General features: G+C 39.0%; 16 protein-coding genes. 5 read left to right on the forward strand and 11 right to left on the reverse strand.

Annotated elements, in window-relative coordinates:
* Positions 1–167: 167 nt before the first annotated feature.
* The gene (locus SLP02_RS02055) at positions 168–1,256 is read right to left on the reverse strand and encodes an ABC transporter ATP-binding protein (RefSeq protein WP_319418991.1); all 1,089 of its coding nucleotides are present in this window, start codon (positions 1,254–1,256) and stop codon (positions 168–170) included.
* Positions 1,257–1,509: 253 nt separating this feature from the next.
* Here SLP02_RS02055 and SLP02_RS02060 point away from each other — a divergent pair, with 253 nt between their 5' ends.
* Positions 1,510–2,907 (forward strand): serine/threonine-protein kinase, encoded by a 1,398-nt coding sequence (locus tag SLP02_RS02060; RefSeq protein ID WP_319418992.1) that lies wholly within the window; start codon positions 1,510–1,512, stop codon positions 2,905–2,907.
* 13 nt (positions 2,908–2,920) lie between these two features.
* On the opposite strand, the gene SLP02_RS02065 is transcribed toward SLP02_RS02060, so the two are convergent.
* The 9 genes from SLP02_RS02065 to SLP02_RS02105 all read right to left on the reverse strand — a co-directional run bounded on the left by SLP02_RS02065 (position 2,921) and on the right by SLP02_RS02105 (position 9,303).
* Complete coding sequence (locus tag SLP02_RS02065) at positions 2,921–3,241, reverse strand: hypothetical protein (RefSeq protein WP_319418993.1); 321 nt, start codon at positions 3,239–3,241, stop codon at positions 2,921–2,923.
* Between the two features lie 222 nt (positions 3,242–3,463).
* Positions 3,464–4,405: a F0F1 ATP synthase subunit gamma gene (locus tag SLP02_RS02070; RefSeq protein WP_319418994.1), complete on the reverse strand. Its 942-nt coding sequence runs from the start codon at positions 4,403–4,405 to the stop codon at positions 3,464–3,466.
* Between the two features lie 113 nt (positions 4,406–4,518).
* On the reverse strand, positions 4,519–6,036 hold the full coding sequence (gene atpA / locus SLP02_RS02075) for a F0F1 ATP synthase subunit alpha (RefSeq protein WP_319418995.1): 1,518 nt from the start codon (positions 6,034–6,036) through the stop codon (positions 4,519–4,521).
* A gap of 85 nt (positions 6,037–6,121) precedes the next feature.
* The gene (gene atpH, locus SLP02_RS02080; RefSeq protein WP_319418996.1) at positions 6,122–6,673 is read right to left on the reverse strand and encodes an ATP synthase F1 subunit delta; all 552 of its coding nucleotides are present in this window, start codon (positions 6,671–6,673) and stop codon (positions 6,122–6,124) included.
* A gap of 2 nt (positions 6,674–6,675) precedes the next feature.
* On the reverse strand, positions 6,676–7,215 hold the full coding sequence (locus tag SLP02_RS02085) for a F0F1 ATP synthase subunit B (protein ID WP_319418997.1): 540 nt from the start codon (positions 7,213–7,215) through the stop codon (positions 6,676–6,678).
* A 54-nt stretch (positions 7,216–7,269) separates the two neighbouring features.
* Positions 7,270–7,701, reverse strand: a complete 432-nt coding sequence (locus SLP02_RS02090) for a F0F1 ATP synthase subunit B' (protein ID WP_319418998.1) — start codon at positions 7,699–7,701, stop codon at positions 7,270–7,272.
* Positions 7,702–7,775: 74 nt separating this feature from the next.
* A complete protein-coding gene (gene atpE, locus SLP02_RS02095; RefSeq protein ID WP_319418999.1) occupies positions 7,776–8,015 on the reverse strand; it encodes an ATP synthase F0 subunit C in 240 nt (79 codons plus the stop codon).
* A 118-nt stretch (positions 8,016–8,133) separates the two neighbouring features.
* Positions 8,134–8,874, reverse strand: coding sequence for a F0F1 ATP synthase subunit A (gene atpB, locus SLP02_RS02100; RefSeq protein WP_319419000.1), 741 nt, complete (start codon positions 8,872–8,874; stop codon positions 8,134–8,136).
* A gap of 66 nt (positions 8,875–8,940) precedes the next feature.
* Positions 8,941–9,303 carry an ATP synthase subunit I gene (locus SLP02_RS02105; protein WP_413467309.1) on the reverse strand — a complete coding sequence of 121 codons (363 nt, stop codon included), beginning with the start codon at positions 9,301–9,303 and terminating at the stop codon, positions 8,941–8,943.
* Between the two features lie 1,299 nt (positions 9,304–10,602).
* On the opposite strand from SLP02_RS02105, the gene SLP02_RS02110 reads away from it, so the two are divergent.
* Together SLP02_RS02110 and SLP02_RS02115 are read left to right on the forward strand one after the other, a co-directional pair.
* Positions 10,603–10,827 (forward strand): DUF433 domain-containing protein, encoded by a 225-nt coding sequence (locus SLP02_RS02110; protein ID WP_319419002.1) that lies wholly within the window; start codon positions 10,603–10,605, stop codon positions 10,825–10,827.
* The gene (locus tag SLP02_RS02115) at positions 10,811–11,137 is read left to right on the forward strand and encodes a DUF5615 family PIN-like protein (RefSeq protein WP_319419003.1); all 327 of its coding nucleotides are present in this window, start codon (positions 10,811–10,813) and stop codon (positions 11,135–11,137) included. Before SLP02_RS02110 ends, SLP02_RS02115 begins: the two co-directional genes overlap by 17 nt.
* Before the next feature lie 275 nt (positions 11,138–11,412).
* Here the strand turns inward: SLP02_RS02115 and SLP02_RS02120 are convergent, their stop codons facing one another.
* Positions 11,413–12,621: a class I SAM-dependent methyltransferase gene (locus tag SLP02_RS02120; protein WP_319419004.1), complete on the reverse strand. Its 1,209-nt coding sequence runs from the start codon at positions 12,619–12,621 to the stop codon at positions 11,413–11,415.
* 467 nt (positions 12,622–13,088) lie between these two features.
* Between SLP02_RS02120 and SLP02_RS02125 the strand changes: the two genes are divergently transcribed.
* Both SLP02_RS02125 and SLP02_RS02130 read left to right on the forward strand, forming a co-directional pair.
* The gene (locus SLP02_RS02125; protein ID WP_319419005.1) at positions 13,089–13,964 is read left to right on the forward strand and encodes an SDR family oxidoreductase; all 876 of its coding nucleotides are present in this window, start codon (positions 13,089–13,091) and stop codon (positions 13,962–13,964) included.
* A 30-nt stretch (positions 13,965–13,994) separates the two neighbouring features.
* Positions 13,995–15,068, forward strand: coding sequence for a glycosyl transferase (locus SLP02_RS02130; RefSeq protein ID WP_319419006.1), 1,074 nt, complete (start codon positions 13,995–13,997; stop codon positions 15,066–15,068).
* Positions 15,069–15,271 lie beyond the last annotated feature (203 nt).

Consider the following 15,271-nt stretch of genomic DNA (forward strand, 5'->3'; position numbering starts at 1 on the left):
TTGAGACAGTACATGCGGACAAGTCCTTTGTCTGCGGAGGGAAACCCTTCTGCAAGACTGTCTCGCTGTTCCACACCCGCTTCGGCAGTGAAGGGACTTGGATTGCAGACTCCGTATATCTTAACTGTTGATTTAGAGTTAACAATCGGTTATGTGTTATTGGTTTTTTACTCAATAGTTTTACCGTTATCTGGCTCAAAGATAAATAATTGTTCCAGGTCAAATTTTACCCAGATGGGATCGCCTTTTTTTCCTTGCCACGCAGCACCAGCTAACAAATTAAGTCTGTTACTATCTGGAGCGATCGCTTTGATTAAAGTTTCTCTCCCTAAAGGTTCAATTAAATCAACCTGTAATATAAGGCAATTATCGTTATTGTCTAGTTCTGAATTGGCAAGAGTAATATGTTCAGGACGAATACCAATGTCGAATTTTTGTCTATTAGATGGTAATCGCTGTCTAAGAGAAGCATCTATTGCTATTGATTGATTATTAAAAACAATCAGGCGATCGTTTTCATATACTGCGGGCAAAATATTCATCGGTGGATTACCTAAAAACCCCGCCACCATACTATTAACTGGATGGGCATAAACTTCTTGCGGACTGCCTATCTGCTGAACTTTGCCATCTTTTAAAACTACTATTTGATCTGCTAGGGTCATTGCCTCGACCTGATCGTGAGTGACATAAATAGTGGTGATGCCGACTCTTTGATGTAGCTGTTTTAATTCTGCTCTTGTATCATCCCGCAATTGAGTATCTAAATTGGATAAAGGTTCATCTAAAAGAAATACCTGGGGCTGACGAGCGATCGCTCTACCTAATGCTACTCGCTGCTGTTGTCCTCCCGATAGCTGTTTGGGCTTACGCTTGAGTAAATGTTCGATATCCAAAGAGCGGGCTACTTCCTGAACTCTTCTGGCGATCGCCTTGGGTTTTTCTTGGCGCATTTTTAAACCAAAGGCTAAATTTTCAGCCACGCTCATATGAGGATAAAGGGCATAATTTTGAAATACCATTGCCACGTCTCTTTGTCTGGCGGGAATATCGTTAACCAACCTGTCGCCAATATAAAGCTTGCCCCTAGTGATAGATTCTAATCCAGCGATCGTCCTTAAAATAGTCGATTTTCCACAGCCAGAGGGACCAACTAACACCCAAAAAGCGCGATCGGCAATTTCAAAAGTAATATTTTCAATTGCCGTAACATTGCCAAATTGACGAGTGATTTCTTGCAGACTAACTTGAGCCATTTGAATTAATTCTTTGCTATCTATGAAATCTTAACTAGCTCTCAGCTTTTAGCTCTAAGCTCTAAGCTTTAATTAATAAAGCTCATATTTTTAAGATTTAGCATTTATCATTTAGTTTTTTTCAGTACCTGGAGTATAAATCTTCATTTGAAAGAGTCATTGTTCAATGTTTAATGCTCAATGTTTATCTTGTTGATTTTTTAAAACCGTTGCTACAATAGCCTTGTTTTCTGGGAAAATAAAAAAGCTACTAATGTCTAGAACTTCTGCTACTTTGCGGGATGGAGTTATCCTTAACAATCGTTACCGAATTGTTAAGCAGATAGGTCGAGGTGGTTTTGGTAGAGCCTACTTAGCCGAAGATACCCACCGTTACCGAGAATTATGCGTCCTCAAAGAGTTTGCTCCCCAAGTAAAAAGCGATCGCGAATTGAATAAAGCTGAAGAACTATTTGAACGGGAAGCAGGAATACTCTATAAACTGAAGCATAAACAAATTCCTAAGTTTGAAGCACTGTTGCAGACTCGCGTTGATGGCAAGCGATCGCTATTTTTAGTGCAAGAATATATCGAAGGGGAAGATTATTGGGAACTGTTGACCAGAAAGGGACGATTGAGCGAAGCTGAAGTCACTAATATGATGTGGGACTTGCTGCCAGTTTTAGACTATATTCATGCTTCTAAGCTAGTTCATCGTGATATCTCTCCTGATAACTTGATTCGTCGAGAGAGTGATGGCAAAACTGTCTTGATTGACTTTGGCTGCGTCAAAATTGCTGCGAATGCAATTTCTCGCTCAACAGGACAGTCGGTTACCTTAATCGGTAAAAAAGGCTATTCTCCTAACGAACAAACCCTCCTTGGTCATGCTTTTCCCTGTAGCGATCTTTATTCTTTAGCAGCTACGGCGGTGGTTCTTTTAACTGGAAAACAGCCTAGTCAGCTATACAATAGCTATCAAGGAAAATGGCAGTGGGAATCTAAGGCGAAAGTTAGTCCTAACTTGAAAAAAGTACTCAATAAAATGCTGGCAGATAAACCTGGCGATCGCTACGGGTCAGCAGATCGAGTCTTACAAGTTTTAACTAAAGAGAATGATTCGCCAGTTAGCAGCTTTATTTCTAGGGTTCGTACCTTGATAGTTGCTCCAGGAAATTCTGATGATTTTAATTCTAATTCATCTGGCAGCTTTAGATCTAGAACCTACAGCAATATTTCTCGGCTTAATACCAAAGCTATAGCTATTTCTCGTCACTTTTCTCGTATTCCCTTCACGGTTGATTTGAAACGGATTAAACCATGGCATTGGGGAATGATTAGTGCAGGAGTATTTTTGATTCCAGGTTTACTTAGCTTTGCGACAATTAAAGCTAAAATGTCTCAAACAATTGCCTTTAGCTCTAATAATGTAGAACATTCTGTTCTTAGCCAAAATGAACGGGATTTGCAACAGGAGATTTATCAACGGATTGAGTCTTTGAATCTTGATGCCAGTGCTTTTTATAAAGAGGTGGATAGTGTTTTTCACGCTCAACATCCTGAACTAAAAAGGCTACAGCTTACTGAAGGCTCAAAAGATCGGGCTTATCGTCAAATGTGGTACGAAATTGCTAGTAATTTATTAAACAAAAAAGAAAGAAGTAGACAGTAAACTTTGCAGACAATTAAGGATTTACTAGCTTAAAAAGAATAGTAATTATTATGCTCAACAAAATTAAAATTGCACTGAGTAGTCCACCAAACAGCCATTTAATCCAATTGACATCAACTTTAATTCCTGCTATTTCTTGACCTAGCCTGGATTCTACTTTGGTCATCTCTTGACCTAGTTTAGATTCAACTCTATTTATCTCTTGACCCAACCTAGATTCAAGTTTATTTATCTCTATTTTAATTTCATTGATTTGATTCTCTAGTTTTCTATCTATTTGGTCAAAGCGATCGACTATCAATCTTTCAATTTCTGTCTCTTTTTCAGTAGCCATAAAATTATTGTAGCGGTTTTGGCTTTAAATTTTGGCGATCGCGCAATCAGAAAATTATTGTTTTTCACCTTTCTAATGACTTATTTGGGATCTTTTATAGCTATCTAAATAATTTAGCAAAATTGCCTTTACCCAAAAACAATAAAAAAACGCCCAAGTTAGCCTAGACGTTAAATAAACAACAAAAGATGAGTTAATTAAGCTTAGAGCTTTAAAAAATTACTAAGCATTTGCACCTGCAACTACCTCAGAAAGTTCTTGGGTAATTGCTGCCTGTCTGGCTTTGTTGTAGGACAAGGTTAAATTATCCATTAATTCGCTAGCGTTTTCACTAGCGTTGTTCATAGCAGTCATTCTGGCTGCAAGTTCGCTAGCTGCTGCTTCTTGTAAAGAACGCAAAATTTGATTGTTGAGATACAAAGGAAGCAAAGCATCCAATATCTGCACAGGATCTTGTTCAAAAATTGTGTCTTGAGGATATTCTTGAACTTCTGAAGTTACGCTTTCTCTTTCTACGCCAAACTGTCCGCCTTTTGTGGTTAGACGGAAAATCTCATCATCCTTTACTGCTAACCCCTTAGTTGTCAAAGGGAGTAAAGTTTGAATAACGGGCTTGGAAGCAATTAGAGAAACAAACTTGGTATAAATAAGCTCCACTTTATCTACTTCTTCAGCTAAGAAAAGAGACAATAGCTCGTCACCAATTTCTGCTGCTTCAGGAGCGGTAGGAATCTGCTCTAAACCAATAAAGGTTTTTTCAGTAGGAACATTGCGATTACCGAAATATTGCTTGGCTTTACGTCCAATTAAAACATAGGTATATTCAACGCCCTGCGCCTGTAGTTCTTTAGCTCTAATCTCGGCACGACGTATGATGTTAGTGTTATAGCCACCGCACAAACCGCGATCGCCACTAACTACCAAAAGAGCTACTTTTTTGATTTCTCTTTGCTCCAACAGAGGTAGATCGACATCTTCAAACTGAAGTTTACTCTGAATGTTGTAAAGAACCTGTGCCAAGCTATCGGCAAAAGGACGGGTAGAGTTTACCTGTTCTTGGGCGCGACGAACTTTAGCAGCAGCCACTAGGCGCATTGCCTCTGTGATTTTTTTAGTATTTGTTACCGACGCGATGCGATCGCGAATCGCTTTTAAATTAGCCATGATTTTAAAGGATAAATTATAAGGGATGAAGGATCAGGATGAGAATTATAGGAAAAAGGGCAAGTAATTAATCAAATCCTTTACCCTTTAACCTTTACCCATTTCCCTAAAAGTTATGCTGTTGCCATGAAGGATTGTTTGAATTCGTTAATTCCTTCTTTCAAGAGGTTTTCTGCTTCGTCGGTTAATTTTTTCTCAGAAGCGATGATTTCATTATATTTAGGCTTGCTAGTATTTATATAATCACGCAATCCTTGAGCAAATTCACTAGCTCTTTCTACAGGAACGTCATCTAGATAGCCATTTAAACCTGCATATACCCCTGCTACCTGTTCGGCTACAGAAAGAGGTGAGTTTTGAGGCTGCTTCAAGATCTGGCGTAAACGTTGTCCCCGCGCTAGCTGGTTTTGAGTTGTTGCGTCGAGATCCGAAGCAAACTGAGCAAATGCTTCAAGCTCAGCAAACTGAGCCAATTCTAACTTCAGCTTACCTGCCACTTGCTTCATGGCTTTGGTTTGAGCAGCAGAACCAACACGGGATACGGAAATACCAGCGTTGATTGCAGGACGGAAACCAGAGTTAAATAGGTCAGAAGATAAGAAGATCTGACCGTCGGTAATAGAAATTACGTTGGTAGGAATATAGGCAGATACGTCACCCGCTTGAGTTTCAATGATTGGCAAAGCGGTCATACTACCACCGCCTAAGGCATCGCTAAGTTTGGCTGCACGCTCCAAAAGGCGGGAGTGCAGATAGAATACGTCTCCAGGATATGCTTCACGACCTGGTGGACGACGCAGTAACAAGGACATTTGACGATATGCCTGAGCTTGTTTGGTCAGGTCATCATAGATGATCAAGGTTGCTTTACCTTGATACATAAAGTATTCGGCGATCGCAGCACCCGTGTAGGGAGCAAGATACTGAAGTGTTGCAGGGTCATTGGCGTTAGCTGCGACTACTACTGTGTAGTCCATTGCGCCTTTTGACTCTAGGGTGTTAACTACCTGTGCCACTGTAGAAGCTTTTTGTCCTATCGCTACGTATACACAGATTACATCTTCACCCTGCTGGTTAATGATTGTATCCACCGCTACAGCAGTTTTGCCTGTTTGGCGATCGCCAATAATCAATTCCCGCTGACCACGACCGACGGGAATCATCGCGTCAATTGCCGTAATACCTGTTTGCATTGGCTCACATACGGATTTACGGGCAATAATCCCTGGTGCCATTGATTCAATCAAACGGGTTTCACTGGTGTTAATATCGCCTTTGCCATCAAGAGGACGAGCAAGAGAATCAACTACTCTACCAACAATTGCATCTCCTACAGGAATAGAGGCAATTTTACTAGTTGCTTTAACTGTACTGCCTTCTTGAATACCAAAACCGTCACCCATAAGTACGGCACCGACGTTATCTTCTTCTAGGTTAAGAGCAATACCTACTGTACCGTCTTCAAACTCTAGCAGTTCTCCTGCCATTGCCTGTTCTAAACCGTAGATCCTGGCGATGCCGTCTCCTACCTGGAGAACTGTACCCACATTGGATACCTGAACATCCTGCTCATAGGATTCAATCTGCTGGCGAATAATGCTGCTAATTTCGTCTGGTCTAATGCTAACCATAGCTTTTTTTGTATGTAAGAGTTAGTTTTAGTTTATCTCAGTCTAAAGACGCAATCACTCTAAGATCCTGCGCCTAGTTTGTAGTTTATTGATTTAAGCTGATGCTAATACGACGGAGTTGACCACTAATGCTGGCATCAATTACTTTTGAGCCAACTTTGATGATGACTCCGCCAATTAAATCTGGGTCAACGCTAGTTTTTAGCTCTACATCGTGAGCTTCAGTAAGCGACTTTACTTTCTCAACTACGTTCTGCTTTTGTTCTTCATTTAGCTCTGTGGCAGAAGTAACTTCGGCTAAAACGGTCTGATTTAACTTACGTAATAAGCTAAGGTATTGCTCCACAATCGGTTCTAGAAAGACAATTCGTCTTTTATCAACCAGCAGCATCATAAAATTTACTAAGTAAGGGTTTGCGTCGTTACCCAATACCTGCTTTAGCACTGCTTTTTTGTCTTCTCCTTTTACCACTGGATTAAGAACAAAGTCTTTGAATTCTTTCGACTCTGATAGGAGAGAACTTAGAGAACGAAAGGTATCGCCAAACTGGTTAGTTAAGTCGTTTTGCTGTGCTAAAGACATTAATGCCTGAGCATAGGGTTCGCCAACTTCGCTATTAATTAAAGTTCCACTCATTATTAACCTCCTAATTTAGCGATGCTGCTATCGATTAGCTTGCTTTGTGCTTCGGATTCGTTTCTGAGTGCATCCCCCGCACGGGATTTGGCACTTTCTAGAGCTAAAGCTACAACACGCTCTCTTAATTGTGCGATCGCTCTTTCCTGTTCGGAGCTTAGATCTTTACCTGCTGCTTCTTTGAGGCGTTCGACCTCTTTTTCTCCTTGAGCCAGAATGGTTTCTCTGGCTTTTTGAGCATTAGTTTTGGCTTCGGAGCGAATCTTGGCTGCTGTTTCCTTGGCTGACTCTAGCTTCTTCTGTTCTTGAGCTAGGGTTACTTCGGCTTGCTTTTGTTTTTGCTCTACTGCCTTGATTTGCTCGGCAATTTTTGAACGTCTCTCGCTCAGAATCTTGGTTAGTAGGGGTTTACCAAAATAAATTAGTATTCCTACTAAAAGTATAAGGTTGATTAGGTTTGTTTCAAAAATGTTTAAATTTAAACCAAAACCGCCTTCAACCTCTGAGTGCGCTTCTGCTAGAAATAATAAAGTCTCTATCATACCCAGATCTTGAGTTTTGTTATTTTTTTCATTTATGCCAGCTATTAATCAGCTTTACTTAATTAATTCTGGGTCGAGTATTTTTTCTAAGATTTGACGAGACAAAGAATCTACTTGCTGCTCTAGAGTTTCAAAAGCTGTCGCTTTTTGCTGCTCTATTTCTTGAGTTGCTGTTTCTCTTTGGGCTTGAACTTCTTGCTGTGCCGCTGCTATTTTACTTGCAGTAATCTCTTTAGCTTCAGCTTGGGCTTTTTGTACCAGATTTTGAGATTCTCGGCGCGCATCGGCTATCTGTTTCTCATATTCTTGGACTATGCTTTCTGCTTTAGCTAACTTTTCTTTAGAACCAGTATCGCCACCACGAAGATATTCTTCTCGTTCATCCAGCACCTTCATTAATGGCTTGTAAAATACTACGTTTAACAGTGCTGTTAAAAGCAAAAACTGCACTGCCATTAAAGGTAAAGTCGCATCAAAATCAAACATTTTTTATAGGGCAAATTGGATTGAACAATCAAAGTCTGTGGAAACGCTAGCATTTCCACAGACCTTAGAAAAGCTTATACAAAGGGGTTGGCGAACAATAATACTAGAGCAACCACTAGACCATAGATGGTCAAAGATTCCATAAACGCCAAAGTCAACAGAAGAGTACCGCGGATTTTGCCTTCAGCTTCAGGCTGACGGGCAATACCTGATACTGCTTGACCAGAGGCGTTACCTTGTCCAATACCAGGACCAATTGCAGCCAAACCAATAGCTAATGCAGCAGCGATAACGGAAGCAGCTTGAACATCCATAAAATTTTCCTACTTTAAATTTACTGAAAGAACTTAAAAATGAAGTGAAGCGATAAAAATAATCTGCTTTAACACTTCAATAAAATCTAGAAGCTAAATTACTTCTAAAATAAACCTCTTAATCGTGATCTACTAAAGCCTCATGTATATATGCTCCTGCAAGGGTAGCAAATACTAAAGCCTGAATCGCACTAGTAAATAAACCTAGTGCCATCACTGGTAATGGGATAAATAACGGAACTAAAAGCACTAATACAGCAACTACTAGTTCGTCAGCTAAAATATTACCAAAAAGACGAAAACTTAGAGAAAGAGGTTTGGTGAAATCTTCTAGAATTGCGATCGGCAGAAGAATAGGAGTTGGTTCAATATAATGCTTGAAGTACCCTAGTCCTTTCTTTTTCAACCCAGCGTAGAAATACGCCAAGGAAGTGAGCAATGCTAGAGCCACCGTTGTATTAATGTCATTTGTGGGAGCAGCTAATTCACCAGACGGTAACTCAATGAGTTTCCATGGCACTAGCGCACCTGACCAATTTGACACAAAAATGAACAAAAACAAAGTGCCGACAAAAGGCACCCAGTCACGATATTCTTTTTCCCCGATCTGATTTCTCACCAAATCTCGAATAAATTCTAGGACATATTCCATGAAATTTTGGATGCCGCTAGGGATTTTTTGCAAGTTTCTAGTAGCAGCTAAAGAAGCTATTACCAAAAGACCTATTACAATCCAAGAGTTGAGAAAAACCTGTCCGTGAACTGTAAAATTGCCGATTTTCCAAAGAAAATGCTCGCCAACTTCCAATTCTGCCAGGGTATAAATATTTAGAAAAGTCAAAGCACCTAGAATTTCCATATGCCTAGATTGAACAAAACATTAAATTAAAACTGTTCTTGTAGTTTCTTTAAAAATCTCTTAATTTTAAGCGTCACTTTCTAATTTTTCTGTGGAGAAAAAGATTGACTTCACAGTGTAGATAACGATCGCTGGCTTATAAGTTAGAAATCCAAGAAAGACAGGAAGAATGTGCAACTGTTGCCATTTGCTGGCGACCAGTATCAGGATGACAAAAAGTCCTAATCCCTTAGCACCGAGGCGTTGTTGACCTAGGCGTTCAACGTCTTTAGCTAACATTCTCAAATATACAAGTCCGACAACTGCACCAACCAAATAGTTGAAAGCAGTGTTAAGAGAGAAAAAATACCACACAGGAACAAAGATTATTCCTGTCAATGTCAGAGTATTCAACAATAGCGATCGCTGTAGTTGATAGAAATCTGCCATTGAATCATGAGCTTCTAAAAACTTAGAATCTTCAAGGGTAATTTGCTCTTGAACTTGGGATGGTTCGGGAGATTGATTAGACAAAGTTACCTTACTCGAATGCTGACCCATTCTTTATTTTGATTACTGCAACTAAATTTGGCTACATAAATAAAATGTAGCTTAATTTAAGCAACCGCTGATCCAGATGGATTATGCAGTTTACCTTAGCCAAACAATTGTTTACTAGGGTGTTACCTGACATTACTACGAACCTAGTAGCAATGCTTCTACGTCGCAGTCCCCAGCGATCATATCATGGTATTGTAACCAATTATTAAAAATTTCTAAATGCTCGATTAAAAGAGATTTAGTTGAACTTAATAGGTTACATGGTAAAAACTTACGTCTTGGTACTCAATTACGATAATCGTCTTTAGTAGAGCGATCGCTCTACTAAACTAACAAAGTATATGTAGGGCATATTCTTTTAAAAAAAAGAGTATTTTTACTTAAAAAATTTACAATAATCAATGATTCGGACAAAATTTAATCGGTAACGAAATAATAGGTATTTGAACCTTATTTTTAACTCAAATAACTAACGATAAATCAGGCTTTCCGAGCTTTGTTCAAAAACTGTCCGAACTATTGAAAATCAACTCACCATTCTATTAAGCTCATTAAACAACTAGTTTAATTTAGCGATCATAATACAAAAATTATTTTTCCTAACATTTATTTTACTTAATTATGTTTACTTAAGGTTTTTATGTGGGAACAATAAATATGCAACTTATAAAATATGAGTATTAGTAATTATGGGTGTTCTTTTTTCTATTGTTATCTTCTTGATAGGAGCGATATTTCTTCCCATGGGTATAGTAGGCGGTGAAGAGATTAACATACTTGGTCAGATTATTTCTGCGCTAGTTGGTATCTTTCTAATTTTAATCCCGTTAGGTACGTTAGCAGATTAGTAGCAATCAGTAAATGAAAGTGACATTATATAAAACATAAGACACTTAAACTTCGATCAGATTAAATAAAACTAAGTATGTAATTTTTCGCACTTAGCATATACTACCAAGTCTTATTTCATTGCTATCTATTATTCAAGATGATCGCTAGATTTAATTACTGCTTAAAATAATTAACTGTCTGTCAAAAAGCGATCGCACTGCGGTCAAATCTAATTCGCAGCAGGAAGAATGTTCAATGGAGGCAATTTAACTCTGGATCTCCATTCAGTTGACAGCCACCAGATGACTTTAGAATATAATTACAGTAAAGATTGGTAGTCATCTGGCTGAATTTGTTATGGCATTAACATCCCGCGTTGTTCACAGTGATCCCGATATTCTAGGGGGAACCCCTGTCTTTGCTGGGACTCGTGTGCCAATTATAACTCTGCTTGATTATCTTGAGGCTGGCGATTCGTTAGAGATATTTCTAGATCATTTTCCTAGCGTCACTCGGCAACAGGCGATCGCAGCCCTTGAATTAGCAAAGAAAATGCTGACAGCCTATGCGAATTCTGCTTGATGAATGTGTCCCACGACCTTTAAAACGTGAACTTTCTGATTACGAGATCCGTACAGTTGTCGAGATGGGATGGTCAGGAAAAAAGAACGGTGAATTATTACGACTTATGAGTCAAGAGAGCTTCACGATTTTGCTAACCACAGATCAAAATCTGCGTTATCAGCAAAATTTGCAGCAAGCTGGAGTGGCAGTCGTTGTTCTTGTAGCACCCAGCAATAGACTTCCTGACTTACTTCCACTGATGCCAGATGTTCGTAACGTTTTGAATACCGTTGCTCTGGGGAAAGTGATTGAAGTTGGAGATTGCTGAAAGCTATATTGCCTATCAAAAAGCGATCGCCTATGCTAGCCTGAAGCGCATTGCTCTAACTTTATAGGTTTTATTTATGCTTTTGCAATCAATCGTAAACCTCTCGGCGATGTCCAACGCGGTCAATAAAAATTACTTTTTCTTCACGGTTAAATTCATAATATAAGGAGTTAACTCCAGTTTATCCCAAAATTAGGAGTGAAATGATAGCGGATGGCGATCGCCTTAAACCAAAAATCACATCAATAATTTGATATTCAAAACAGTTAACAGGTTTAATTGCGCTTTAAAATAATTAACTGTCGATTAAAAAGCGATCGCACTCCTGCTAAATCTAACTCACAATTAGCTAGAATCTCGCCGACACTAATTTGCTGTTCGCTGTTTTTATCACAGGCAAGCATAAACTGATACTCATCATCACAAAGGTGAACCATCTGGTATTCAAAATCAAGAAAGCTTTGACTGGGAAACCCCTGCATACAGGGACTACATTCGGGAATTGCTGCCTTTAACTTCTGATCCCTTGACCAATCTTCTTTTTCTAGAGGTGGTTTAGCTAAGAAAAACTCATAGTGAGTCAAATTAGGATCTAATAACTCTATTAAACGATATAAGGCGCGATCGCTTAAGTTTTTCGCTCTAGACATCAATTCTGCTGATTCGCCTAAAAAACGATCTAACTGCCAATATTTAGGATTAGAAAAGCCGACAAAATCCAAGCCAGAAGCATCAATTAGATCGAATAACGTCTCGACGTTATAGTCAATTTCCTGGGGATGGACATACATATCGGCAAAGGCTTCATCGCGATGATTTTCTAATGCCCATCTTTCTTTTTCCTGCTTCAAAATGCGATTGTTCTGAGGTAGGTTAGCAAAAATATCTCGACCAACTTTTACCCCATCACGGTAGTCACCGCGCTTGTCTCCTTGAAGAAGAGCGATCGCTTTTTGCATCAAGCTAATTTCCCAGCGTCCTAATTCTGCATAAACAAATATATGTAAAATTCCCCCTGGCTTTAGCTTCTTCGCCAATGCCTGAATACCCTTTTCTGGTTCGGGTAAATGATGCAAAACGCCGACACAGTTAATAAAGTCAAATTCTCCTTCTAGGTTTGTTGCTTCTTCTAACTTGAGATTGAAAAACTTCACTGGTTTAGCGTGTTTAGCAATTACTCCTGAACGATTACAACGTTCTTCTGCCATTTCTAACGCTTTTTCACTCAGGTCAATTGCTGTAACTTCTGCTTCTGGGTTGAGGTGAATCAGATAATCTGTACCCGAACCTGTACCACAACCTGCATCCAAAATACGAATGTCTTGAGTAGCAGGCTTCATTCCCGTACAAAAACTATATGCCGATGTCCAATTCCACCGCCAGTTATAGCCAGGAGGTTCGAGATCTGAAAGGGGATCGGGAGGAAAAGGATAGGTATTATAAAGATTAGCGACGGCTTGGTTAATAGCTTGTGAATCGGTCATATTTTTGAGCAATTGAGAAACTGAGAAATGAAGGAACAGGGATTGATACGCAAATAAGGGAAATGCTTTATCTAAATTACATCAAATCTTTACTGCTAATTTATTTTTAAAATGATTTTTTTATCTTAGCTTGACAATAAATACGATCTGCTTAACAGATAATTAGTTTGCTATAAATAGTCTTTTTAGCGTCAAATTGTTTTGGCTAAAGCAAGTGTTATGTCAAAAAAATATTATTTAAAGATGTAGAAAACTTAGAGGCATTCTATTTTGGCAATAGCGATCGCGTTTATAGCTTTAATGACTTTGCTTAATAAGTAGATTATTTTAAAAGCTTTAAGCTTAGTAGTCTGTCAAAATTGTTTTGAGGAGCAATTGATCTTAATTCTGGTTCAATTGCTTGCTCAATTAGTTTTTAGTTAAACTTGATAAATAAGAAGCTATTAGCTCTAAAAAAAGGTATTGCAATGTATTTAGTCACAGGCGCAACAGGATCTTTAGGACGCAGAATCGTCAGACAATTGAGAGAAAATAATGAGCCTGTCAAAGCTTTTGTTCGTCTTGCTTCCCATTATGGTGAATTAGAAGATCGAGGAGCAGAAATTTTTATTGGCGACTTAAAACAAGAGAGAGATATCGTCAAAGCTTGTCGGGATATTAAATACATTATTAGTAGTCATGGCTCTGGTAGTGATGCTCAAGCTCTAGACTACCGAGCTAATGTTGATTTAATCGATCAGGCTGTGGCTAATGAGGTAGAACACTTTGTCTTTATTTCTGTTTTAGGAGTTGACCGAGGTTATCAAGATTCGGCTACCTTTAAAGCCAAACGCGAAGTAGAAAAATATCTTGCTGCTAGTGGCTTAAACTATACAATTCTACGTCCTTCAGGTTTTGCTAATAATTTAATTCCCTTGGCAGAGAGATTTCGAGATACGGGGATTTATTTCTCGATTGGCGATCAGCAAAATCGCTCCTCTATAGTTAGTACCGATGATTTGGCTAAGATTGCGATCGCTTCGACTCAGATTGAGGCAGCAAAGAATCAAATTTTTGCGGTAGGAGGTTCCGATATTCTTAAAAGAGAAGATATTCCGCGGATTTTTGCGCGTTTGTTTAATCGTGAGCCAATTGTCATTAATCCACCTCTACAGTTATTTGATGGTCTGCGTGCAGGGGTAGGTTTCATTAATCCACAGTTAAATAAATCATTAGGTACATTACGGACTCTTTTGGCACATGAATTTTTCTGTACTAATGATGAGATTGCGCGCCTAGAATCTGTCTTTGCTATAAAAATGGAATCATTAGAAAGCTTTCTGAATCGCTATGTCGGGCAATAATAAAACCTAAAACTAATTGTTCATTGTTTAATGTCTCAGCCAGCTATTTATCTTGCGGTAACCAGCCACGGTTTTGGTCATGCTGTGCGGACAGCAACGGTAGCCGAGAAATTGCAGCAGTTACGTCCTGACATTCCTCTAATATTTGTCACGGTTGCTCCTGAATGGTTACTTAGATCTTATGTGCCAGGGGAATTTGTTTACCGCCAGCGCGTTTTTGATGTGGGGGTAATTCAAAGTGATAGTCTGACTATGGATAAGCAAGCAACCTTGAATAAAATGCAGGGAATTATTGCTCGGCAGGATAGCATTATTGCCGAAGAAGCAAATTTTATTCGTGACAATAGTGTGGGGCTAATGTTAGCCGATATACCCGCCTTAGCTGCTCCTATAGCTCATGCTGCGGGTATTCCCTGCTGGATGATGAGCAATTTTGGCTGGGACTTTATTTATCGTGACTGGGGAAAAGATTTTAAGGAAGTGGTGCAGTGGATAGCCAAGTATTATGGTCAAAGCGATCGCCTTTTTCGTCTGCCTTTAGCTGAACCCATGAGTGCTTTTCCTCAAATTACCGATGTTGGCTTAACAGGCAGTACTCCGCGTTATGGCAAGGGAATAAAACAAAAATTTCAGTTAACAGCACCTGCTGAGAAAACTGTTTTGCTGACTTTTGGCGGTTTAGGATTACAGTCAATTCCTTACCATAATTTGAAGCAATTTCCTGACTGGCAGTTTATTACCTTCGATCGTACTGCACCAGATTTACCAAATTTACTCAAGGTTGCAGATAATACCCTGCGCCCTTTAGATTTTATGCCTATTTGTGGACGAATAGTTTCTAAACCAGGCTATAGTACATTTTCCGAAGCCTTATGTTGTGACTTGCCTATTGTCTCTCTAACCCGCCAAGACTTTGCTGAAGCGTCAGTGTTGCTCGAAGCCATACAAGACTATTCTCATCATCAAATTATTTCTACAGAAGAGTTTTTCAAGGAAAACTGGAACTTTTTAAATCAAGCTATGCTGCCTCCTAGAAAAACCGAGCGTTTAGCCAAAGATGGTGCAACTCAAATTGCCCAAGAAATCTCCAACTATTTTTCCTAAAGTTGACTTTGCAACAGTTAGGATTAGAAAGCTTAAAAGCATTCAGCTTGGCAGTTACATTCAGCCATTAGTATTCCCAATCAGTTAGAACCGCTGAACACTTTTACTTTAGAGATTTGATAAATGTTCAATAGACCTCTTGCAAAAATAAATTAGGAATTAAAATTAATTCCTTTTCCCTTTTGCCTTTTCCCTAAACCCAA

The sequence above is a fragment of the Pleurocapsa sp. FMAR1 genome (assembly GCF_963665995.1).
Taxonomy (GTDB): Bacteria; Cyanobacteriota; Cyanobacteriia; order Cyanobacteriales; family Xenococcaceae; genus Waterburya.

Excerpts from the sequence above, each read along its gene's own strand:
- SLP02_RS02055 (WP_319418991.1), bottom strand. The coding sequence starts at position 1,256 with ATGGCTCAAGTTAGTCTGCAAGAAATCACTCGTCAATTTGGCAATGTT.
- SLP02_RS02060 (WP_319418992.1), top strand. The coding sequence starts at position 1,510 with ATGTCTAGAACTTCTGCTACTTTGCGGGATGGAGTTATCCTTAACAAT.
- SLP02_RS02065 (WP_319418993.1), bottom strand. The coding sequence starts at position 3,241 with ATGGCTACTGAAAAAGAGACAGAAATTGAAAGATTGATAGTCGATCGC.
- SLP02_RS02070 (WP_319418994.1), bottom strand. The coding sequence starts at position 4,405 with ATGGCTAATTTAAAAGCGATTCGCGATCGCATCGCGTCGGTAACAAAT.
- atpA (WP_319418995.1), bottom strand. The coding sequence starts at position 6,036 with ATGGTTAGCATTAGACCAGACGAAATTAGCAGCATTATTCGCCAGCAG.
- atpH (WP_319418996.1), bottom strand. The coding sequence starts at position 6,673 with ATGAGTGGAACTTTAATTAATAGCGAAGTTGGCGAACCCTATGCTCAG.
- SLP02_RS02085 (WP_319418997.1), bottom strand. The coding sequence starts at position 7,215 with ATGATAGAGACTTTATTATTTCTAGCAGAAGCGCACTCAGAGGTTGAA.
- SLP02_RS02090 (WP_319418998.1), bottom strand. The coding sequence starts at position 7,701 with ATGTTTGATTTTGATGCGACTTTACCTTTAATGGCAGTGCAGTTTTTG.
- atpE (WP_319418999.1), bottom strand. The coding sequence starts at position 8,015 with ATGGATGTTCAAGCTGCTTCCGTTATCGCTGCTGCATTAGCTATTGGT.
- atpB (WP_319419000.1), bottom strand. The coding sequence starts at position 8,874 with ATGGAAATTCTAGGTGCTTTGACTTTTCTAAATATTTATACCCTGGCA.
- SLP02_RS02105 (WP_413467309.1), bottom strand. The coding sequence starts at position 9,303 with ATGGCAGATTTCTATCAACTACAGCGATCGCTATTGTTGAATACTCTG.
- SLP02_RS02110 (WP_319419002.1), top strand. The coding sequence starts at position 10,603 with ATGGCATTAACATCCCGCGTTGTTCACAGTGATCCCGATATTCTAGGG.
- SLP02_RS02115 (WP_319419003.1), top strand. The coding sequence starts at position 10,811 with ATGCGAATTCTGCTTGATGAATGTGTCCCACGACCTTTAAAACGTGAA.
- SLP02_RS02120 (WP_319419004.1), bottom strand. The coding sequence starts at position 12,621 with ATGACCGATTCACAAGCTATTAACCAAGCCGTCGCTAATCTTTATAAT.
- SLP02_RS02125 (WP_319419005.1), top strand. The coding sequence starts at position 13,089 with ATGTATTTAGTCACAGGCGCAACAGGATCTTTAGGACGCAGAATCGTC.
- SLP02_RS02130 (WP_319419006.1), top strand. The coding sequence starts at position 13,995 with ATGTCTCAGCCAGCTATTTATCTTGCGGTAACCAGCCACGGTTTTGGT.